This is a genomic window from Streptomyces sp. NPDC037083, assembly GCF_055606485.1.
This window is the reverse complement of record NZ_JBVJSQ010000018.1, coordinates 1-19,707: the sequence shown is the minus strand read 5'-3', so window position 1 is coordinate 19,707 and position 19,707 is coordinate 1. Positions and strand designations below refer to the sequence as shown.

Below are 19,707 nucleotides of genomic sequence, written 5' to 3'. Positions count from 1 at the left end.
CCACGAACGTCGCCGTCGAAATCCGCTGTTCACGCTGACGACATCGTGCAGATATCCGTGGCGATGGCCCATGTGCGGTAAGACAGCGTCTCTCCTCCCGGATTGTTGCCGAGGACAAAACAGGGCCGTTACGCTGCGGGAATGAACCTCTCAGGGGTCGTCTACGCGCTTCATGCGAGGCTGCCGGAACTGGGCGAGCGGATGGCGCAGCGCATCCGCTCGGACGTCGATGCCTACAGCGACGAGTCGCTGATCGCCTTCGACTCGCTGCGCCGCTCGTGCACGGCCAACGCGGACCTGCTCCTGGACCAGCTCGGCCGCGCGGGCGCGCATGACCCGAGCCCGGCCCGGGAGACCGGCCGCCTGCGTGCCGAGCAGGGCGTGCCGCTGGCGGACACCCTGCACGCGTACCGGATCGGCTTCGAGCTCCTGTGGACGGAGGTCCTCACCGAGGCGCGCACCCATCCCGAGGTCACCGACGCCCAACTGGTGTCCCAGTCCGCGGAGATCTGGGCCCTGTTCGGACGCTACGCGGAGGCCGTGGCGGCGGCCTACCGGGAGACGACCGCCGAGCTGACCTCCCGGCGTCAGGCCCGTCGCTCGGCACTGGTGGAGGCACTGTTCACCGGCGTCATCGCCGACAGCACGCTGTGGGAGGCCGCCCGCGAGCTGGGCCTGCCGGACCGCGGACCCTACGTGGTCGCTGCGGCGGCCGCGGACGCTCCCGGCGAGGAGCCGCTCGCGGGGAGGGATGCGGCGCTCCGTCAGGCACAGGTCCACTTCGCCTGGCGGCTACTGCCCGACCAGCAGATCGGTGTGGCCGCCCTGCCCACGGCGACGGCGGAAAGCACCTGCCTGCGCATCCTGCGCCGCGCCGGAGCCCGCGTAGGCATCAGCCCGTGCTTCCACTCGCTGCGCGACACCCCCCAGGCTCTGCGCTTCGCCCGACTTGCCCTGGCCAGTCTCCCGGGCACCGGTCCCGGCGTGGCACGGTTCGACGACAACCCACTGGCCATGGTCGTCGCCGCGGCCCCGGCCGAGGCGGCGCACCTGGTGGAAGTGGTTCTCCAGCCCCTGCTCGACCTCCCGGCCGCGGAACGTGCCCGGCTCTTGGAGACCGTGGAGCACTGGTACGCCGCCGCAGGATCCGCCACCGACGCGGCGCGCAGCCTGTTCGTCCACCCCAACACCGTCCGCTACCGGCTGCGGCGCGTCGAGGAACTCACGGCTCGCTCGCTGTCCGATCCACGGGCGGCGGCGGACATCCGCGTCGCGCTCCTGGCGGTACGCCGGGCGAGCGCTTCATTCAGTGACGTCATCTGGTAACTCGACTGCGTACTGGCGCCCTGTGCCGGCTATCTCTTGACGGTCGTAGGCCAGGTCGCGCACCTGGTTGACGTGAAGACCAGCTCCGCCGTCATCCTCGCCCCGACCGAGGGCCGGTCGGGGGTCCGCGAGGTCGACCCGGTGGGATCGGATCGAGCGCGTGCTGTCCGCGTACGACCAGGCGAGCCGGCCCGGCCCGGAGGCGTTCACCCAGCACGTCGCTGGGGACGGGCAGCGCCTGCACCACTCGCATATGCCCGACCTGCCGCTACTGAGGCCCTGACGGGCCCGGTGGCTGGCCACCCTTGAGACACTCTGCCAACAGAGCTTCAGTGATGGCCGCCCCACTGCGGCAGGTGCTGCTGCGAGGGCGTGATGACGAGCCAAGCAGCGGCGACTTCTCCTCCACGGATTTCCGCAAGTGCGCGACCTCATCGGCGTCCAGTACAGCGTGAAGGGCACAGCCGATCACGCTCCTGCCCGTCGCAGTGCTGTGCTCCCCGTATTCCTCGTCGGGATCGTCCGGCTCCCAGCGCCGGACCTCGACCTCCCACCAACTGTCGTCATCGCCAGGCTCCGGTGCCTGGACCGTCATGTAGAAATCGTCGGAATCGTGCGGCTCGGCGAAAGGGCTCGCACCTAGGGTCGTCCAGCGTGGCCCACATTCCGGTGCACCGGAAGTGCGCTGTGACCAGTACCCGGAGGCCGACGACAGCCTTCTCTCGCTCCTCCGAAGTGAGCCCCAGCCTCACGGCGGTCGAGCCGTTCGCGGGTCTCGTAGTTCAGTGTGTCCATTCCATCGTCATGCTTCGCGAACGGATGGGCGGACTCCCCACAACGCACGAGACTGGGGGCGCCACAGAGGAGATCGGCACGGGCGGCGAAGGCGGAGATCCGATTGAGGGCATCGACGATCGGATGGCAAGGCGCGGGTCGCCCAGGCTCGTCACAGTCATGGATTCGACGCCGTCCGGACCCCGGTAGGTTGCCAGGACCTGGGTCTCCCACGGTTGGCGTGCTGAGAATGGATGGTCAAGGGGACGCCTTTCGCCTGCCCGGCATACGCCGGGCAGGAGGGGTGCGCAGGGATGAGGGGAGGTGGTGGCGGCCCGCGTACCCGCTCACCTCGTCTGGAGATTCGAGCGGTGCAGTCTGAGGGGGAGGCTTTCAGCCGCGTTCTGCCTGCGGGAGGCGTGCGGTTGCTGCCCAGCTGTGCTCTCTGCGTGTCCTGTGCAGGTCGACGAGTCCAGCCTGCCGCAGTCCATCAAGGTCACCTCAGATCAGGGCACCCTGGTGAACCTGGCCTACACCTACGGACAGGGCACCAACAGCGCCACCGATGGCAGCAAGATCCGCACCAGCACGGACAGCGTCACCGGGCTGAAGCGGACGTACAGCTACGACGGGGCGGGCCGCTTCTCCTACGCCAAGGAGGAGAAGGCGGGCGCGATCGCCGACTCCTGGCAGTACTGCTACGACCTGGCCGGCAACCTCGCTTCCCAGGGCACCGACCCCGGCTGCCCGCGCGGCACCACCTACGCCTACAACGACGCCCAGCAGCTGACGAACAAGTCCACTTCCACGGGCACTTGGTCCTACGACGCCATCGGCAACGAGACCGCCGCCGCCTCCACCGACGACTGCATCCGTACCGGCGAGACCTGGACCGACCACTCGCCGATGACGTCGATCACCGTCGACAGCAAGACGTACGTGGGCCAGTACGGCTCCACCGACCAGAGTGAACGTATCAAGCTCGGCGACACGTTCTTCCACTCGGTCCGCTGGGCCTGTCCGCGAAGACGGCCGACGGTGTGGACATGGGCTTCAACCGGGAACCCGGGGGCACGTTGAACTCCATGACGACCGGGGGCAAGACCTACCTCTACCTCACTGACGCGATCGGCAGTGTGATCGGTCTGGCGGACGCGGGCGGCAAGAAGGTCGACACCTACGCCTACAGCCCCCGAGGCGTGCGCATCCTGGCCCAGTCCGCCGAACCGGTCGCCCAGCCCTACCGCTTCGCCGAATCATCGGGGCGGCCGCAGGCACTTACATCGGTGCCACCTGCAAGAGCTGACGAACGGACCAATCGTGGTTGCCGGAGCAGGCGTTGTTGTGCTCCGGCACCCGCGGTTTCGAACAGGGAGAATGAGATGATCCAACCGGGAAGAGGGCACCAGATCCTACTCATCGGCATGCTGGCTCTCGTCTGCGGTGCGCTTCTCCTGGCAATCTCCTCCGGGGGCCCGGCAGCCGCAGTCGGATGGCTGCTCATTGCGGGTGGAGCTCTTTGCGTGCCTGTGAGTCTGATCAGTGAAAAGAAGGGGCAGAGGTGATGTGGTCTTTTTCTGCCCCGCTGTTGCTGCGAGATGGGCAATCGGCGCTCTTGTTCACCGTCGGATTTATCGTGCTGGTAGGAGTCGTTTTAGTCTTCTTCAGTAAGAGGAATAGATGAAGTGCCCGTGACGTCGTAGCACGATCGAGGTTGGTGTGGCCTGACCCAGCGGTACGCGTACGCCAGCCGGCTACGAGACTGGTCCTGCGTACGGCGCGCGAGCTGCTGCGCCAGTCGTACTACTGCTACGAGTTCTCTACCGTGGCGGTCATGCACTCCCTGAGCTTCTTCAGAGTGGCCACTGATCGCGTGATGGCTGAGCCGATGATGCACGCTAGTTGTCGCATAGGCAGGCTTGCTGCCGCTGTGGCCGAAGCTGCTTGCGTTGCACTTGACCAGCTGAACATCGATGCCACCGATGCTGGTTGAGGCGGCCAGGGGTTGTCAGTGGCTGGTGACAGGATCACCGGCATGGTTTTCGTACGTACTACTCCGCCGCGGCCCGTGGACGTGACCGCGGTCTTTCCCGAGCTGGCGCCGTTGGCACGTCCTGCGATTCGGCTGCACCCTCGTCCCGGGTCGCCTTCGGTCGGGGAGAGCTCGGTCGGGGGGCCGTTGCTGTGGCCGGTGGAGGAGCCGTGGCCGCACTGCGAAGCCTCGCACCTGCACCGTGACAGTGGGTTCCGCCAGTCGCCGGCCGAAGTGCGGCTCATGAGGCGCATGCGGGCCCGGTGGCACGGTGATCACGGGGGTCCTGGGATGACGCCCGAGGAGGAGGCGGTCAAGGAGCGGAACGCCGCGATGCTCGCGGAGCGACTCGACGCCGGCCCTCCGTTGCCCGCGGACTGCCCGGTCCCCATGCTGCCCGTGGCCCAGCTGTATCTACGCGACATACCCCTGCTGCGGCCGCCCGGACAGGCCGATCTGCTCCAGGTTCTGTGGTGCCCCTACGACCACGATCCGGATTGGAAGCCGTCGACTGCGCTGTTCTGGCGGTCCGCCGCCGCGGTCGTCGACATCCTCGTCACACCCCCCGAGCCGTACGAGGTGAACTATGAGGGCTATGTGCCGGAACCCTGTGTGCTGGCACCGGAAGCGATCACCGAGTACCCCGACAGCCTCGATCTGAGCCCGCAGATGCGGCTGATGGTGGAGGACTGGAGCAGGTGGCAGGCAGCCGGCGTCGGCGTGGACAGCTCCTACGCGGACTGTCCGCGGGACTTCTATGACATCCATCTGGCAGACGCGCCCGGATGGAAGGTCGGCGGCTGGCCTCCATGGGGCCGCACCGACCCCAACCCCCGATACTGCACTGTCTGTGATGTGCAGATGGCCCCGCTGCTGACTATCGCCTCCGGCGAATGGGAGGGCGGTGAGGGACACAGCTGGGCACCTTACGAAGAACAGGCCGCCGCCTACGCTGCCAACACCGGCGGTCATTGCTGTGGCCAGGACCCTTCGCAGCCGACCAAGGTCGAAGTCGGCAGCACCGACAACATGCAGATCTACGTCTGCCCGACCTCTCCCGAGCATCCGCACACCGACCTGATCCAATGAGCTGTAGAGCCTGTCACACAACCTCCGCAGTCGGTGGCAGAAGTGCCGCCGCGTCAGGGTGTGTGACAAGCCGTTTGCCTCACGGCGGAGGGACCCCGCAACGCACGAGGCTCCTGTGCCGTTGGGGGAGGTGTTCGAAGTCTCAACCCATCGGCACAGGAGCCTCGTTGGTTCCCCAACCTGCCGCACTCGACCTGCCGCACGCCCTGGTTGAGTGGGTCACCGTACTCATCGTCACCCGGGAGGGTGACCGCCGCTGCAAGCTCCCACCGCACCAGCGCGCGCTGGGTGGATCCAGGGGATTTCGGTGAGCTCGCGCAAGAACCGCCGCAACGACCCGGACCGCATGACCCTGCGCAAGTACGACCCCGTCGTCGGCCGCAAGCAGCTCAACCGTCTGCGCGACCACCTCACCGACTCCCGGGACAGCCCGAACGTCCGGAAGTACCCGCGCGGGCCGGCGCTCTGCGCCGGCGGCACGATCGAGTCCTTCAGCAGTCTTCCGGCGAGCTGCAGCACGGTCTGGTGCTTGTCGTATTCGTCGTCGAACCCCAACACCGGGTTGTCGATCCAGGCGAAATCGAGGAGCCGAGGGGGCGTTTCGAGCAGATAGTCGTACATCGCGTCCGTATCGGTGGGCAGGGACTTCATGAAGTTGTAGCTGATGAAGTCGTCGTAGATCTCCTGTCCTCGCGGCGCGGGCGGATTGCTCAACTCGCTGCCGTCACTCCCGTCGCGCACCAGGGTCTTGCGGGTGCCGTCCACGGAGACCCAGCTCTCTTTGCGATACAGGGGCACGGAGACCGCCTTCGCGTCCGGCCCGGTCTCGAGGAAGGTCTTCTCGACGTCGACATAGACGAACTGGTCGTCGCGGATCCTGCCGTACCCGTGCTGGTGCTCGGCCGCCAGCGCGACGTCCTCCAGCAGGGCCGCCGCCGACGTGATACGCGGTCCCGCGTCGGCGCCGCCGGACGACGGCAGCAGGGTGAACGTGACGGCTGCGACGGTCGCCACGGCGGCCGTTGTGCGGGGGAGTGTGGTGGGTGTTACCAGGCCAGGATGCCGCCCAGTGCGTCGTCGCCCGTCTCCAGCGCGGTCATCGAGCCCGCGGTGAACCGCAGGTCCGGATAGGCATGCCGGGCCAGCCCGACCATCTTCGGCGGCAGATCGACGCCGAAGGCGGACACCCCCCGAGTCGGTCGGATACGCCGTCACACGCCCGGGCCGCATCCCAGGTCCGCGCCCACCCCCAGAGCGGCCGTCCGCACGAATTCGGCGAACCCGTCGGCATCGCGGGTGACAGCGGGTCCATCGCGGCCGGAGGCGGGACGCGTTCCACGTAGTCGGCGGCGACCGTGTCGTACGACTCACGGACGGCGCTCAGGAAGGAGGGCTCAGCCATGCGGGCGACCCTGGACCGGAGAACTGACAGACCGTGTGACGACCGGCCCCCAGTGCCCGAGGCCGGCCGGATCCTCTAGGCGGGTGTCGCGGGTTCGGGCTTGCCGGACGTCGAGGAGAGGGCCCCGGACCGGTCGGGGTCCGAGGCCTTCAGGTCAGGCCGGCGTGTCAGCGTCCTGCGAGGAGGCCGCGAAGGCCTCGGGGCCCTGTTCCACCGCCGCCGGGTCCATCCACATGACCTGCCAGCCGTGGCCGTCGAGGTCGTAGAAGCTGCGCGAGTACATGAAGCCGTAGTCCTCGGCGCCGTCCGCCTCGGTGCCGCCCGCGGCGAGTGCGGCGGCGCTGACCTTGTCGACCTCCTCACGGGACGACACGCTGAAGCAGTACAGCGCCAGCGTGTGCGTCGTGGGATCGGCCATCGGCAGCTTGGCGAACTGCGCGAACTTCTCTCGGCTGAGCAGCATGACGAAGGCGTGCTCGCCGACCAGCATGCAGGCGGCGGTCTCGTCGGTGAACTTCGGGTTGAAGGCGAACCCGAGATCGGCGAAGAACGCCTTGCTGCGTTCGAGGTCCGCGACGGGGATGTTCAGGAACAGCATGCGGCCGGGGTGTGCGGGGTTCGTCATGGCGGGTCTCCAGTCGGCGTCTCGATGGCGTACGTCCTGTGGACCGGCGCCGCTGCCGGAACTCATCGGTGGGCTTCGATCGCTGCCCGCGTGCTGAGACGCCGGGCGGGTCGGTTCAGGAGCAGTTGCAGGACGAGGCGTAGACGAGGAACAGGGCGGCCACGGCGAACGTGGTGGCCGCCGCGCGGGCCAGGCGCCCGCGCCGTCCGGGCTTGGCGGGACGAAACGCCTCCCAGCCGCCGTAGCCGAGGAAGGCCAGCAGGGCGCCGCCCACGCCGCCCGTGACGAGCGGGCTGCGCGTGGCCATCTGTTCTGCGGCGAAGCGTCCCAGCGCGAGGGCCGGCGCATCGCACGCAGCCCGAGCAGGCCCGGGACGGACTGCCACAGCGGTGTCAGACTCGCGGGGACCGCCTGCCTTTGAGGCCCGCCGTCAGCGTGTAGCTGGAACGAGGAGTTCGGTGCCGGGGCCGGCCAGGAGTTCCCGTACACGCGTCGCATAAGCACGCGGGTGGCTGGTGTTTCCGTTGTGGCCGCCGGGGATTTCTTGCAGTTCCCGGTCGAGTCGCGCCGCCAGGGCGGTCGCGCAGCGGTGGTCGAAGACGGTCCGTGGCGTGGTGCGCCCGGCCGCCGGGATGATGTGTGTGCCGGTGCTCCGCAGCGCGGCGACGTCGAGCGTGTCCTCGATCACCGCCGTGAAGTCGTGCCGGACGAAGAAGTCGAAGTTGGCCCTGCGCAGGGCGTTCATCGGCTGGGGTGTCAGGTCCGGTTCGGTGCCCTGTGCGTGGGGTCGATGCCCAGGGTCCGGGCGATCTCCGGGAGGGCGGCGCCGAGGCCCTCGCGGAGGTAGAGGTCCTGAAGTGCGGCGAGTTCGTGCTCGTGGCGAGCACGTTCGGCGTCGGGCAGGAGGCGTGGTGCGACGGGTTCGTGGGCGAAGAGGACGCGGATCTGTCCGGGGTGCCGCGTGGCGGCGTGCAGGCCGATGACGGCTCCGAGACTGCAACCGAGCATGAGGGCCGGGCTGTCCGTGAGTGAGGCCAGCAGACGGTGGACGTCGTCGGCGTGCTCGGCGAGTGTCGCACCTCGCTCGGGGTCGTCGAATCGGCTGCGGGAGAGGCCGCGTCGGTCGTAGGTGGCCACCGTGTGGGAATCGGCGAGCCGGGCGACGGATCCGTGCAGACGGCGCCCGATCCCGCCGACCGGCGCCGCATGCTGGTGCGCCCGAACCCCGAGGTGTCCCCGCGGGTGGCGCAGGTCCGCGCCGCCGGAGTCGACGACGCTCTCGCCACGGCCCTGGGATCCGATGATCCCCGGTGGCTGGCCGAGGTCACGGAAGCGCTGGAAGTGCTGGCCCGTCATCTTGCGCCCGCGCCCCGGCCGGCGCCGTCCCGAGCGCGGCCCGCGCGTTCCGGACCGCCGGCGTAGACGGGTTCGCCTCGGCGTCGGCCTTGTCGGGCTCCAGCCGGACCGCGCACGGCGCCTGGCCGGATTCCGGGCAGGGGATCGGCTGGGGCGCCGGACGCTGATGCGGTGCCGTGCCGAGGGCGCGCCAAGGGCGTGCCGATGCCGTGCCGGGGGCCGCGTCCCGCTGTGCGGGAGACGATGCCCGCTCCCAGGGCGCCCGGCCGTGCGGCTGGCGAGGCGAAGACGCGTCCAGCTCGTGTGGGAGGCGAGGCGAGCTGCGGGAGTTCTCGGATGGTGGCATCCCTTTGCGGGGGCTGTGACCACTGGGCAGCGGATCCCGACCCGTCGCCGGCTATCGGCCACGGCCTGTAGGCAACCGGCCACCGGCGACGGGCGACGGGCTAGCCGATGGCGTACGCCCGGTAGATCGTCTCCACCGAGCGGTTTCCGGCGGAGTCGGTCACCTCGGAGCGCAGAGCGACGGCGCCGGCGGCCGGATTGTGGACGGACGCCTGCCAGGTGGAGCCCGCGGAGTGCCTGACCGTGGTCCCCTTCCAGGTTCTGCCGCCGTCCACGGAGGACCAGAACCGGACGGACTTGACAGTCGCTTTGGTGAACCTCACGTCGGGGTTCTGGGGGCCTCGCAGGGCGCTCACCGAGACCGTCGTAGTGCTGTTCGGCGCGGCCTGGTTGCGGGCGTTCAGCCCGGCGGGCAGGAAACGGGTCAGGAAGACGGGCGCGACCGTCGCCTTGGCCGGGTCGGCCGTGAACGACCAGTCGAGGGTGACGCGCGACGACAGCATGCCGGTGGGGAAGGTGATGCCGGGACGGTGGCGATGCGCGTCGACCGTCAGGCGGTACCGGCCGGTCGAGCGGATGCGGGCGGAGAAGGTGGCATCGGAATTGCCCCAGTTGGTCAGGGTCTGCTTCTTGACGACCGTGCTCCCCTTCGACAGGACCACGGTCTCCTTCGTGGGGTCGCCCCAGCTCTGGCCGATGTCGGGGTCGCCGATCAGAGCCTCCGGAACGAAGTAGACGGACTTCTGCCAGACCGTCGGCAGATGGTGCATCGGACCCCAGACGGCCCGGCCGAAGATCTGGGTGGCGCTCTGCCCGGCCTGCAGCGTCCTGGTCTTCGGGAAGCCGCCGCCGATGTCGTCACCGTTGCTCGCGAAGATGTCCGCGCGGGGCTGCCAGGTTCCGGGGGTCACATGGGCGACGGCGTCGTAGGGCGCCTCGGCGCTGTGGACCTCGGCCATCAGGTCGGTGGTGCAGTCGTCGACCTTCGGCATGGCCTGCAGGGCGGTGTCGTTCAGGGGGGCCATCTGCGTGCCGCCGCGCACCGAGAAGCGCATCGTCGCCAGCTTCGACCGCTTGAACGAGCCGCCGGGCGCGGCCGGGATGCCCGTGGTGTTCTTCACGGCGACGTAGGTGTCGGCGCCGGACCACTGCGCCAGGTACCCGAACTGCAGCAGCTTGGAGGAGTTCGGGATGGCGTAGAGAGACCCCGCGTCGTTCCAGCCGCTCACGCCGTAGGCGGACGGCATGTTGCCGACGGCGGCGCACACCCGCGCGTTGATCCGTGCCGGGCCGCTCACGTCGGGGGGCGTGTCGAGCGAGACCCTGACGGCCTTGCCCTTGCGCGCGTCGAGCGTCACCGACGTGCTCCCCGATACCTTCACGACCTGCGCGCCGAGGGTGTCGGAGCCCGGACCGTCCGGGGCGCTCTCGTAGATGTCGGTCATCGCGATGTATCGCCCCGACGGCAGACTGATCCGCTGGCCGGACCTGACGCTGTACATCTGACCCGACGGCACGGCGACGACGGTGACGGTCGTCGCGACCTTGCCGCCGTGCCGCCCCAGCGTGGTGACGGTCAGTGAGCCCGACGCCGCCTGCGCGGGAGCCGCGGAAGCGATCAGCTGTGCCAGCGCGGCCACCCCGACACCGGCGAGCGTTCTTCGTCCAGCCATCGTCAATTCCCCCTTCGAACACGACAGTCGGCCAATCCTAGCCATGTCACGAACATGGCAGATCGGGGTGAGGGGTCGGCTGGAGGAGCGGCGGCGGGCCGGGCCATGGGCCGGGGACGCGATGATGGCGGGTATGCGCATCCGAATCGACGCCGTCGACCTGCCCGGTCTCACCCACCCCGGATCCGCAGACGGCGAGGCGCCCGCCCACGGCAACGTCCATGTCGCCGTCCACGCCCGTGACCGTCCGGCCGAACTCCTCGACCCGCAGCCCGGCGACGCGCCGTCCGCGACCTGAACCCTGGAGTGCACCGCGAGCACCTCGCCGGTCGGCACCGAGGTCAAGGGGCCCTACGTGCAGGACCGCCTGGGGCGGCGGTTCGTCTACCTGTCGTGGGGCACGGTCGACGCGTCGGGCGTCTTCACGATGTTCCGCCGCGCCAAGCCCATGCTCGACGTCATCCCCGCCGACGTGCTCGCCGACGCCGCGCGCGACGAGGGTGTCCATGCTCATGCGCTGCGGAGGCTGGGTCACCAGCCGGTAGACGTGTTCCCGCGACAAGGTGACGCCGCGCTCTGCAGTCAGGTCAGTCAGAACGGGCGTAGGGCGGACCAGCGTTCCAGTCCGTGTATGACAGCACTGGAGACGTGCGCCAGATCGATGTGGCGCCGCCGGGTCAGGTCCACGCGCGGGTCGACGACCTGCGGATCCTGCCCGGCACCGAGATCATCCTCGGTGCCACCGAGGATGGGCGAACTTGTCGCCCAGACCGGACGGAGTGCCGAAGCACGGCATGAGCGTGCAGCTCATGGCAGATCCGCAGGGACGTCTGATGTGGGCTTCACCAGCCTTGGCCGGTGCCGTCCACGACGTCCGGGCCGCGCGCGAGCACGGCATCATCGCGGTGCTCGCTGAGGCCGGCATCAGCTGCTGGGCAGACAAGGGCTACCAGGGCGCAGGCGGCGCGGTCCGTCTCCCTTGCCGTGGCCGATGGGAAAGCCGTTCCACCGGCCAGCAGGTGGTGAAGCGGTCCCACGACGGCGAGCACCCAGCTCACGCTCTTCCAACAGCCCAACCACCGACGGCATCCACGACCTCCCGGGCCGCGACAGCACGACAGGCGACTACTCCCACGGGATCATCGGCCCCACGCCCGACCAGCAGAAACGCAGTCTTCAGCTCCGGAAAGCAACGGCTTCCAAGGCGTCCTTGGGCAGGACTGTGCGGAGCGTCGTCGAGCGCGTGCACCGCACAGGCCTGGCCTGGTCAGGGCTCGCAGGGCGATGTCCGTGAGCCGGGCGTGACCTCGGCGAGATGAAGATCGTTGGCGGGTCACGAACAACACCAGTCGGGCACCTATCGCCCTCTCCCGCGGGACCGCCGGCGGAATGATCCAGGGATCAGACCATTTATTCGGACGGGAACGTGCAACCGCTCTGCCGTCCGTGCCACCGACTCAAGACGCGCGAGGACTCTGGGGGCCGCTGGTGCCCCGCTCTGAGGCTGCCGGGCTACCTCGGTGCGACGCCGATGATTGGGACCGACAGGCCGCCTACGCCGGGGAGTTCGTCCACCAGCACGCAGTCGAGATCGCCGGCCGCACCGGCGATCGGGAGTCCATGGAGGGTCTGCAGACGTCGAGGCCCAACCCGCCTACTCCGAGTCCAGTCAACGAGCCGAGTAGTGCGGTTGGATCGAACCCGGGGCTTGGTGCGGCGCTGGGGGTGGAGAATCGTGACCCACCGGGTGGTGTAGTCACTGGCCGAGCGATGTCGACTTCGGCTGCGGGAGGGACTGACGGTCGTCCCCGGTGGTTGGGGCCTTATCACCGGGCGACAAGGCGACAACCCGTGTCGAGTATCAAAAACGGGCTTAGGTCGCCGCCGTACCTTGCTGCTGATGTCAGCCAGGCATAGCGGCTCGGTGCCCTCGGTGGGTCAAGCCCGCAGGTAGGTGAGGACGGCCAGGACCCTGCGATGGGTTTTGTCCGTCGGAGGCAGGTCCAGCTTGGTGAGGATGTTGCCGATGTGCTTGCCGATCGCCGCTTCGGAGACCACCAGCTCCTTGGCGATCGCGCCGTTGGACTTGCCTTCGGCGATCAGCGCCAGCACCTCGCGTTCGCGCGGGGTGAGCTGCTCCAGCGGGTCGCGGCGGCGGCGCAGCAACTGGCGCACCACCTCGGGGTCGACCACAGTCCCGCCGTCCGCCACCTTGTGCAGCGCTTCCACGAACTCCTCGACCTGGCCAACCCGGTCCTTGAGCAGATAGCCGACACCCGATCCGTCGCCGGAGTCCAGAAGCTCGGCAGCGTACGTCCGTTGCACGTACTGGCTGAGGACCAGGACCGGGAGAGTGGGGCGCTTCCCGCGCAGCCGTACGGCCGCGTGCAGGCCCTCGTCCTGGAATCCCGGCGGCATGCGTACGTCCGTCACCACGATGTCCGGAGCGTGCTCCTCGACCGCGGCGACCAGTGCCTGCGCGTCCCCGACGGCCGACACCACCTCGTGGCCGCAGCGGCTGAGCAGGCCGATGAGCCCTTCCCGCAGCAGCACGCTGTCTTCGGCCAGCACTACGCGGAGCGATCGGCCCCCTTGGTCAACTCGCAAGGAAACTCCACACGCAACAGAGTCGGTCCACCTGGCGGACTGGTCAGGGCAAGTCTGCCATCCAGGACGGACACCCGGTCCGCGAGGCCGGTGAGGCCGCTACCCGCCGAGGCGTCCGCGCCGCCGCAGCCGTCATCCCGAACTTCAAGGAACAGGCGTCCGTCGTGATAACCGCCGCTCACCTGCGCGCGGTCGGCCCCGCTGTGTTTGGCGACGTTGGCCAGCGCCTCGCAGACCACGTAGTACGCAGCGGATTCGACCGCCTGGTCTGACCGGCCCGGCAGTTCGAGGTCGACGTCGACGGCGATCGCGCAGCGGTCGGCGGCGTCAGCGACCGCAGCTTGAAGGCCGTAGTCCGTGAGGACCTTGGGGTGGATGCCGTGAATGAGCTCGCGCAGCTCCGCGAGCGCCTTGCCCGCCTCCTCGTGAGCCCTGGTGAGCTGGTCGGCGAGCGGGCCGGGCGGGGCGTCGAGGCGGGCCAGCCCGAGGGTCATCGACAGGGCCACAAGGCGCTGTTGCGCGCCGTCGTGCAGATCGCGCTCGACACGGCGCCGCTCGGCCTCGAAGGCCTCCACCAACCGAACGCGGGAGCGGGCCAGTTCGACCACCTTGGCGCCGAGCTCGCCCTCGCGGCCGGCGATCAGCAGCCGGGCCAGCTCGGCGCGGGCGCCCGCCGTGACGCCGATGACGTAAGCGCACGGGACCATGAGGAGCAGGCCCAGCACGGCGACGCCGAGGGCGGTCGGCCAGGCGGTGACCGTCCACAGCTTGAGCACCTTCGCTTCATGGCCGTCGCCGACCGTGGCCATCAGCAGCGGGGTGGAGACCATGGACAGCGGGAAGAGCAGGGCGACCGTGATCGCCAGGGCATCGACCGGCCACAACAGCCCGGCGAACAACAGCGCGTACCCGAGCTCCCGCCAGGTCGCCTGTTCGCGCAGCCGGGTGGTCAGCCAGGCCCACAGTCCCGGTGCGGCCGGCACCCGGTGCCGGCCGGACACCGGGTTGCGGTCGATCAGGCGCAGCCTGCGCCGCTCCACCTCGGCCATCGGGATCCCGCTGAGAGCGACCAGGACGAGCAGCGGCAGCCCCACCAAGACGATGGCGAGCGCACCGCAGACCGTGGCCACGGTCGCGATCGCCACCAGGGCGGCGGCGCCGGTCACCGTGCCGGTGAGCAGATACGCGGCGGAGCGCCAGGGCCAGGACGACAGCAGGAAGCCCGGCCGGGACATGGCCTGCCACACATTCCGAGAGTGCATGTGCATGACCGTAAGTGGCCCCACCGGTCCGGTGCCATCGGTCCAGGGTGCGTATCGGGGGTAGCCCTGGCACTACCCCAAGTCTCGTTCTGGCCGTACTGCGTCACGAGGGGCTTCCGCGGTTTCGTGGAGGCACCAACGAGCCAAGGAGCAGACACTGGTGGGGGAACATATGAGCAACGACGCGATCCGATTGCGCTCCGTGACCCGGCGGTACGGCTCGGGCGGCACGTCCGTCACCGCCCTCGACGAGGTATCGCTCGCTTTCCCGAGGGGGACCTTCACCGCCGTGATGGGCCCCTCCGGGTCCGGCAAGTCGACCCTGCTGCAGTGCGCCGCAGGCCTGGACCGGCCCACATCGGGCTCGGTCACCGTGGGCGACACGGAGCTGACCACGCTGAGCGAGACCAAGTTGACCCTGCTGCGCCGCGAGCGCATCGGCTTTGTGTTCCAGGCGTTCAACCTGCTGCCCTCGCTGACCGCCGAGCAGAACGTGGCCCTGCCGCTGCGGCTGGCCGGCCGTCGCCCGAAGAAGGCCCAGGTGCGGGAGGTGCTCGAACAGGTCGGAATCGGCGACCGCGCGCGGCACCGCCCGACGGAGATGTCCGGCGGCCAGCAGCAGCGGGTTGCCCTGGCCCGCGCCCTGATCACCCGCCCCGAAGTGCTGTTCGGCGATGAGCCGACCGGCGCGCTCGACTCGCAGACCGGCCGCGAGGTGCTGACCCTGCTGCGCGGCATGGTCGACCGGGAGGGCCAGACGATCATCATGGTCACCCACGACCCCGTCGCCGCCTCCTACGTCGACCGCGTCGTCTTCCTCGTCGACGGCCGTGTCAACGGTGAGCTGATAGGCGCCTCCGCCGAGGACATCGCAGCGCGCATGACCAAGCTCGAGGCGGCGCCGTGCTGAGCACCACGCTGCGCACCCTGCGCACCCGCTGGGTCACCTTCGTGGGCAGTTTCGTCGCCCTCTCCCTGGGCGTGGCGCTGATCGCCGTGATGGGGTTGGCCCTGGCGTCCTCGCTGGACGCGCCTGACCGGGGGCCGGAGCGGTTCGCCGCCGCGCCGGTCGTCGTCAAGGGCCAGGACACCCTTGAGGTGCCCACTTCGGTCGGCGACCGCACCCAGAAGCTCGCTCAGCCGCGTGCCGTGCCCGACGACGCGGTCGCGAAGCTGCGGGACCTCGGGACCGTCGTCGAGGACCGGTCGTTCGCCGTGCGGGCCGAGGGCGGGCCCGCCGACCTGGTGGGCCATCCCTGGTCCACCGCTGCCTTCGCGCCGTACGAGCTCGAAGCGGGACGCGCGCCCGAGGCGGCTGACGAGGTCGTCGTCAGCGGTGACTGGGCCCGTCCGGGCACCCGGGTGCGGACCGACGGCGGCACGGTGCGCATCGTCGGCACCGTGGGCGGGCTCGGCTTCGAGAACGCAGTGTTCTACACCGATACCCGCTCCGCCGAACTGTCGCCGCGCAGTCTCCAGCTCGTGATCGACGCTGATGCGGCGGCCGTGCACGAGGCAGTGCGCGGCAGCGAGGGCGTCCAGGTCCTGACCGGGGACGCGCGCCGGCACGCCGACGCCGACCCCGACCGGGACAGCGAGGCCCTCACCGCGATGAACGCCATGTTCGGCACGGCCGGCGGCGTCACCGGGTTCGTCTCGGTGTTCGTGGTGGCCTCGACTTTCGCGTTCGCAGTGGCCCAGCGGCGCCGCGAGTTCGGGCTGCTGCGCACCGCCGGGGCGACCCCGGGCCAGATCCGCCGCATGGTCGTCTACGAGGCGCTCGCGGTCGGTGTGCTCGCCTCGGCCGCCGGCTGTGTGCTCGGTTCCTACGGGGCTCCGAAGCTCGCCGAGTGGGCGGTCGACGAGAGCCTTGCGCCCCGCTGGTTCACCATCGGCGACTACACCTGGCCCTATCACTTGGCGTTCTGGACGGGCCTGTTCGTGGCCCTGTGCGGCGTGCTGGCCGCGTCCTGGCGGGCGGGTCGCACCGGTCCCACCGAGGCGCTGCGCGAGGCGTCCGTGGAAACCCGGGCGATGACACGGGGCCGCTGGCTGTTCGGCGGGGCCCTGCTGATCACCGCCGCGGTGACGCTGGCCCTGGCCCTGGTGGCGAACCCGGGCGACCTGCTGCAGCGCAAGACCTATGTAAGCCGACCGATGCTGCTGATCACCGCGGTCGCGCTGCTCGCGCCGGTGCTGGTGCGGCCACTGGCCCGGCTGATCGCCTGGCTGCCGGCCCAACTGCCGGGCGCCGGCGGGATGCTGGTGCGGGAGAACGCCGCCACCGGAGTCCGCCGCACCGCCGCCGTCGCGGCGCCCGTGCTGGTCACGGTCGCGCTGGCGGGCTCGCTGCTCGGTGCCACCGCCACCCTCAACGAGGCGAAAGCCACCGAGGTGCGCGAGCAGACGGCCGCCGACTTCGTCGTCACTCCGGCGGGCAATGCCGGCTTCGACGAGGCCACGCTGCAGCGACTTCGGGCCGTGTCCGGTACCGAGGTCTCGGCGAGCTCGTCGAGCGCCGTGTACGTCCTGGAGGACGGCGTGGCGCTCATCAGGTCCGATGCCAGAGCCGTCGAGCCGGAACCGCTCGCGGCAACGGCGCATCTCCCGCTCGCCGCGGGCATGGTGAGCAACCTGGACGACGACTCGATCATCGTCAACGAGGAGTGGGAGAAACACACCGTGGGCGAGCGGGTGGACGTCTGGCTCGGTGACGGCACGAGGAAGTCCCTGAAGATCGCCGCGGTCATGACCATCGGCACCGGCAACAACGGCGTCTACGTCACCCCGCGCAACGCCCCCGCGGCACCCGTCCACCGGGTCGACGTACGCCTCGCGGACGGTGCCGACGCGGGCATCGTGGCCGCCGGTCTGCGTCAGGCGGTGCGGGCATCGGGCGGGGAGGTCCTCAGCAGGGACGCCTGGGTGCGTGCGACGTACCCCGAGACCAACCGGACAACCCGGATGGGGTTCTTCCTGGTCCTCGGGATCGCCCTCCTCTACACCGGCATCTCGCTGGCCAACACGATGGTCATGGCGACCTCCGACCGGGTCCGCGAGCTGGCTGTGCTGCGACTGGCCGGCGCCACCAGGTGGCAGGTGCTGCGGCTGGTGGGCGCCGAGGCGCTGATGGTGGTCATGGTCGGCGGACTGCTGGGAACGCTGGTCGCCGGACTCAACCTGATGGGCATGTGGAGCGCGCTGGGCCTGCTCTCGGTGTGGACGTCCATCGAGATCCCGTGGGCGACACTCGGGGCGGCCCTGGGTGCCTGCGCGGTGCTCGCCGTGATCTCGGCGGTCGCTCCGGCCGGCCTCTCCCTGCGCCGTAGGGCGGTGGAGCTGGCGGGCGTACGCGAGTGACTTCTGTTCCGGCGCCACCTGCCCGGATGCGGACCTCGTGGATCACAGTCCGAGGGGACTCTTCCCGTGGCCTGCAGGTGTGCTCTTGGCCTAGGCGCGGGAAAAATCGCGGGGACCGGACGCATCTCGCGGCCAAGCCTGTCTGCCAGTTCCTGCGCGCTCATGGCCTGCTCGTCGACGATCCCGGACCTGCACCGGGACCGCGAACCGGCCTGGATCGAGAGGCTGCTGGCCGCGCTGCCGCAACCCGTCGCCGAGGAAGTCGGCGCATGGGGGAGGGCGCTGCGCGGCCAAGGCCCTCGGGAGAACGAGCCGCGCAACTGGGAGGGCATCCGCCGCTACCTGAGCACCCTGCGGCCGGTCCTCACTGCGTGGACGGCGGCTGGCATCACAACGCTTCGGGAAGTCACCGCAGACCACATCCAGGACATGCTGGACGGCATGGAGGGGACTGGCCGCCGCCAGCGCGTCACCGCTTTTGCGCAGCTTGTTCCGGGCGCTCAAGCGCGAACGGCCGGTCGTCCGCGACCTTGTTCGCCACCTGCCCGTGGGCGATCTGACCGGCGTCCCGCGGCCGGTCCCCTCCGACGTGCTGGCCAGCCTGCTCGACCAAGCCGCCACCCCGTTCGCGCGGCTCGCCATCGCCCTGGCAGCCATCCACGCTGTCCCCGCCGCAGAAATCCGCACCCCGCTCACCGCCGACCTGAACCTCGCCCGTGGAACTCTCGAGCTGCGACGCGGCCTGCGTCGGCACACCCTCTACCTGGATGTCACCCACCAGCTCGCCGCCGACTGGCTCACCTACCGTCACCAGTGCCGGCCCACCAGCGCCAACCCCCACCTGATGGTCACCCAGAAGACCGCCCCCGACCCGGACTACCCGGCCGTGCACCGGATCACCACGCAGAAGGTCCTGCCCAAGGGACAGACCCTCGAAAGGCTGCGCCAGGACCGGGTTCTCGACGAAGCGTTCACCACCAGCGACGCGCTCAAGCACATGAGGCTTTTCGGCGTCACCGAACAGACCGCCATGCGCTACGTCGGCACCGCCTACCCGGAGCGAACTGCCCAGGTAGCGGGCACCCGCCGAGCCCGATGTCGCAGCTAAAGCCCGTGGCGGTGTGGCAGCGGGTCCGGCATCATCCCCGTGTGATTGTGATGCAGCCCGTTCTGGAGATCTTCGCTGCCGACGACTTCGCTCTCTGGCCGGTTGGCGAGCACGAGTCGTACGGCTACCTCGTGCTGGACGGGGAGCTGACTCCGGCGGAGGTGGGCACGGCGGTTATGCGGATCGCCGACTGCAACAACTTCGAGCCGGAGGAGGAGCACGGGCTGTGCCCGACCGACCCGCTCGGCACGTTCCTGCACGGGCTGCTCACCATGCCCGACCTGTTCGCCGCAGGCGGGTTCCGGGTGACCGACACAGCCACCGACACCGTCTTCGTCGAGCCGGGCTGCTGCAACGGCCTGGAGACGTGGCGGGACTGGCGGGAGGTGCTGGACGGCACCTGCTGCTCCTACTTCGGCCACGAACCGTCCTCGGCAGCCGAACGTGTCGGCGACACCGTCCGGCTGACTCTCGACGCCCACGCGAAGGACGGCAGCCCGGCGATCGAGCTGCCGGTGGACCAGGTGCGCGCGCTCGTCACCGGTGCCCAGGCGGACTTGCGTGACTTCCTCAGCCTCGCCGGAACCTGGGCCGAACGACACCTGCCGACACACGCCGCCGCCGTCACGGCCGCCTTGGCCCGGGCACTGGACCTAGTCTTCTGAGTCAGGAATTCTGTTCAGATAATTGGCGAGGCGTTCGAGGATCTCGTCCGCGGTCTTCGTCCAGACGTAGGGCTTCGGGTCGG

General features: G+C 69.7%; 13 protein-coding genes and 7 pseudogenes. 11 read left to right on the top strand and 9 right to left on the bottom strand.

Features of this window, described 5'->3' with window-relative positions:
* Positions 1–141 precede the first annotated feature (141 nt).
* From ACZ7DE_RS36330 to rpmG, 5 genes and pseudogenes are all read left to right on the top strand, one after another.
* Positions 142–1,326: a PucR family transcriptional regulator gene (locus ACZ7DE_RS36330; protein WP_470768671.1), complete on the top strand. Its 1,185-nt coding sequence runs from the start codon at positions 142–144 to the stop codon at positions 1,324–1,326.
* A 1,230-nt stretch (positions 1,327–2,556) separates the two neighbouring features.
* Positions 2,557–3,380: pseudogene (locus tag ACZ7DE_RS36325) on the top strand (RHS repeat-associated core domain-containing protein); the annotation flags it as partial.
* A gap of 755 nt (positions 3,381–4,135) precedes the next feature.
* Positions 4,136–5,221: a hypothetical protein gene (locus ACZ7DE_RS36320; RefSeq protein ID WP_470768670.1), complete on the top strand. Its 1,086-nt coding sequence runs from the start codon at positions 4,136–4,138 to the stop codon at positions 5,219–5,221.
* 167 nt (positions 5,222–5,388) lie between these two features.
* A pseudogene (locus ACZ7DE_RS36315) lies at positions 5,389–5,508 on the top strand (IS5/IS1182 family transposase); the annotation flags it as partial.
* Between the two features lie 11 nt (positions 5,509–5,519).
* Positions 5,520–5,630 (top strand): annotated as a pseudogene (gene rpmG / locus ACZ7DE_RS36310) (50S ribosomal protein L33); the annotation flags it as partial.
* Positions 5,631–6,248: 618 nt separating this feature from the next.
* Here rpmG and ACZ7DE_RS36305 read toward each other — a convergent pair.
* From ACZ7DE_RS36305 to ACZ7DE_RS36280, 6 genes and pseudogenes are all read right to left on the bottom strand, one after another.
* Positions 6,249–6,623, bottom strand: a pseudogene (locus ACZ7DE_RS36305) (class I SAM-dependent methyltransferase); the annotation flags it as partial.
* A 154-nt stretch (positions 6,624–6,777) separates the two neighbouring features.
* The gene (locus ACZ7DE_RS36300; RefSeq protein ID WP_470768669.1) at positions 6,778–7,248 is read right to left on the bottom strand and encodes a VOC family protein; all 471 of its coding nucleotides are present in this window, start codon (positions 7,246–7,248) and stop codon (positions 6,778–6,780) included.
* 115 nt (positions 7,249–7,363) lie between these two features.
* Positions 7,364–7,555, bottom strand: coding sequence for a hypothetical protein (locus tag ACZ7DE_RS36295; RefSeq protein ID WP_470768668.1), 192 nt, complete (start codon positions 7,553–7,555; stop codon positions 7,364–7,366).
* 123 nt (positions 7,556–7,678) lie between these two features.
* Entirely contained in the window at positions 7,679–7,993 is a 315-nt protein-coding gene (locus ACZ7DE_RS36290) for a hypothetical protein (protein ID WP_470768667.1), read from the bottom strand.
* Positions 7,994–8,004: 11 nt separating this feature from the next.
* Positions 8,005–8,604 (bottom strand): alpha/beta fold hydrolase, encoded by a 600-nt coding sequence (locus tag ACZ7DE_RS36285; protein ID WP_470768666.1) that lies wholly within the window; start codon positions 8,602–8,604, stop codon positions 8,005–8,007.
* Positions 8,605–9,050: 446 nt separating this feature from the next.
* Positions 9,051–10,622 (bottom strand): hypothetical protein, encoded by a 1,572-nt coding sequence (locus ACZ7DE_RS36280; RefSeq protein ID WP_470768665.1) that lies wholly within the window; start codon positions 10,620–10,622, stop codon positions 9,051–9,053.
* Positions 10,623–10,743: 121 nt separating this feature from the next.
* Here ACZ7DE_RS36280 and ACZ7DE_RS36275 point away from each other — a divergent pair.
* Positions 10,744–11,118: pseudogene (locus tag ACZ7DE_RS36275) on the top strand (DUF5990 family protein); the annotation flags it as partial.
* Here ACZ7DE_RS36275 and ACZ7DE_RS36270 read toward each other — a convergent pair.
* A pseudogene (locus ACZ7DE_RS36270) lies at positions 11,113–11,238 on the bottom strand (helix-turn-helix domain-containing protein); the annotation flags it as partial. The pseudogenes ACZ7DE_RS36275 and ACZ7DE_RS36270 sit on opposite strands and share 6 nt — an antisense overlap.
* 169 nt (positions 11,239–11,407) lie before the next feature.
* Between ACZ7DE_RS36270 and ACZ7DE_RS36265 the strand changes: the two are divergent.
* Positions 11,408–11,659 (top strand): annotated as a pseudogene (locus tag ACZ7DE_RS36265) (transposase family protein); the annotation flags it as partial.
* 901 nt (positions 11,660–12,560) lie between these two features.
* On the opposite strand, the gene ACZ7DE_RS36260 reads toward ACZ7DE_RS36265, so the two are convergent.
* Both ACZ7DE_RS36260 and ACZ7DE_RS36255 read right to left on the bottom strand, forming a co-directional pair.
* On the bottom strand, positions 12,561–13,193 hold the full coding sequence (locus ACZ7DE_RS36260) for a response regulator transcription factor (RefSeq protein WP_470768664.1): 633 nt from the start codon (positions 13,191–13,193) through the stop codon (positions 12,561–12,563).
* The gene (locus ACZ7DE_RS36255) at positions 13,193–14,464 is read right to left on the bottom strand and encodes a sensor histidine kinase (RefSeq protein WP_470768759.1); all 1,272 of its coding nucleotides are present in this window, start codon (positions 14,462–14,464) and stop codon (positions 13,193–13,195) included. Before ACZ7DE_RS36255 ends, ACZ7DE_RS36260 begins: the two co-directional genes overlap by 1 nt.
* A 199-nt stretch (positions 14,465–14,663) precedes the next feature.
* Here ACZ7DE_RS36255 and ACZ7DE_RS36250 point away from each other — a divergent pair, with 199 nt between their 5' ends.
* The 4 genes from ACZ7DE_RS36250 (at position 14,664) to ACZ7DE_RS36235 (ending at position 19,624) form a co-directional block, all read left to right on the top strand.
* Positions 14,664–15,401: an ABC transporter ATP-binding protein gene (locus tag ACZ7DE_RS36250; protein WP_470768758.1), complete on the top strand. Its 738-nt coding sequence runs from the start codon at positions 14,664–14,666 to the stop codon at positions 15,399–15,401.
* A complete protein-coding gene (locus ACZ7DE_RS36245) occupies positions 15,395–17,851 on the top strand; it encodes an ABC transporter permease (protein ID WP_470768663.1) in 2,457 nt (818 codons plus the stop codon). The genes ACZ7DE_RS36250 and ACZ7DE_RS36245 overlap by 7 nt, the downstream gene beginning before the upstream one ends.
* 478 nt (positions 17,852–18,329) lie before the next feature.
* Positions 18,330–18,959, top strand: a complete 630-nt coding sequence (locus ACZ7DE_RS36240) for a hypothetical protein (protein ID WP_470768662.1) — start codon at positions 18,330–18,332, stop codon at positions 18,957–18,959.
* A gap of 50 nt (positions 18,960–19,009) precedes the next feature.
* Positions 19,010–19,624, top strand: a complete 615-nt coding sequence (locus tag ACZ7DE_RS36235) for a hypothetical protein (protein ID WP_470768757.1) — start codon at positions 19,010–19,012, stop codon at positions 19,622–19,624.
* The last annotated feature ends 83 nt before the right edge of the window (positions 19,625–19,707 follow it).

Coding starts and splice junctions, on each gene's coding strand:
- ACZ7DE_RS36250 (WP_470768758.1), top strand. CDS start 14,664: ATGAGCAACGACGCGATCCGATTGCGCTCCGTGACCCGGCGGTACGGC.
- ACZ7DE_RS36295 (WP_470768668.1), bottom strand. CDS start 7,555: ATGGCCACGCGCAGCCCGCTCGTCACGGGCGGCGTGGGCGGCGCCCTG.
- ACZ7DE_RS36285 (WP_470768666.1), bottom strand. CDS start 8,604: ATGACGGGCCAGCACTTCCAGCGCTTCCGTGACCTCGGCCAGCCACCG.
- ACZ7DE_RS36235 (WP_470768757.1), top strand. CDS start 19,010: ATGCAGCCCGTTCTGGAGATCTTCGCTGCCGACGACTTCGCTCTCTGG.
- ACZ7DE_RS36330 (WP_470768671.1), top strand. CDS start 142: ATGAACCTCTCAGGGGTCGTCTACGCGCTTCATGCGAGGCTGCCGGAA.
- ACZ7DE_RS36280 (WP_470768665.1), bottom strand. CDS start 10,622: ATGGCTGGACGAAGAACGCTCGCCGGTGTCGGGGTGGCCGCGCTGGCA.
- ACZ7DE_RS36300 (WP_470768669.1), bottom strand. CDS start 7,248: ATGACGAACCCCGCACACCCCGGCCGCATGCTGTTCCTGAACATCCCC.
- ACZ7DE_RS36255 (WP_470768759.1), bottom strand. CDS start 14,464: ATGTCCCGGCCGGGCTTCCTGCTGTCGTCCTGGCCCTGGCGCTCCGCC.
- ACZ7DE_RS36290 (WP_470768667.1), bottom strand. CDS start 7,993: ATGAACGCCCTGCGCAGGGCCAACTTCGACTTCTTCGTCCGGCACGAC.
- ACZ7DE_RS36320 (WP_470768670.1), top strand. CDS start 4,136: ATGGTTTTCGTACGTACTACTCCGCCGCGGCCCGTGGACGTGACCGCG.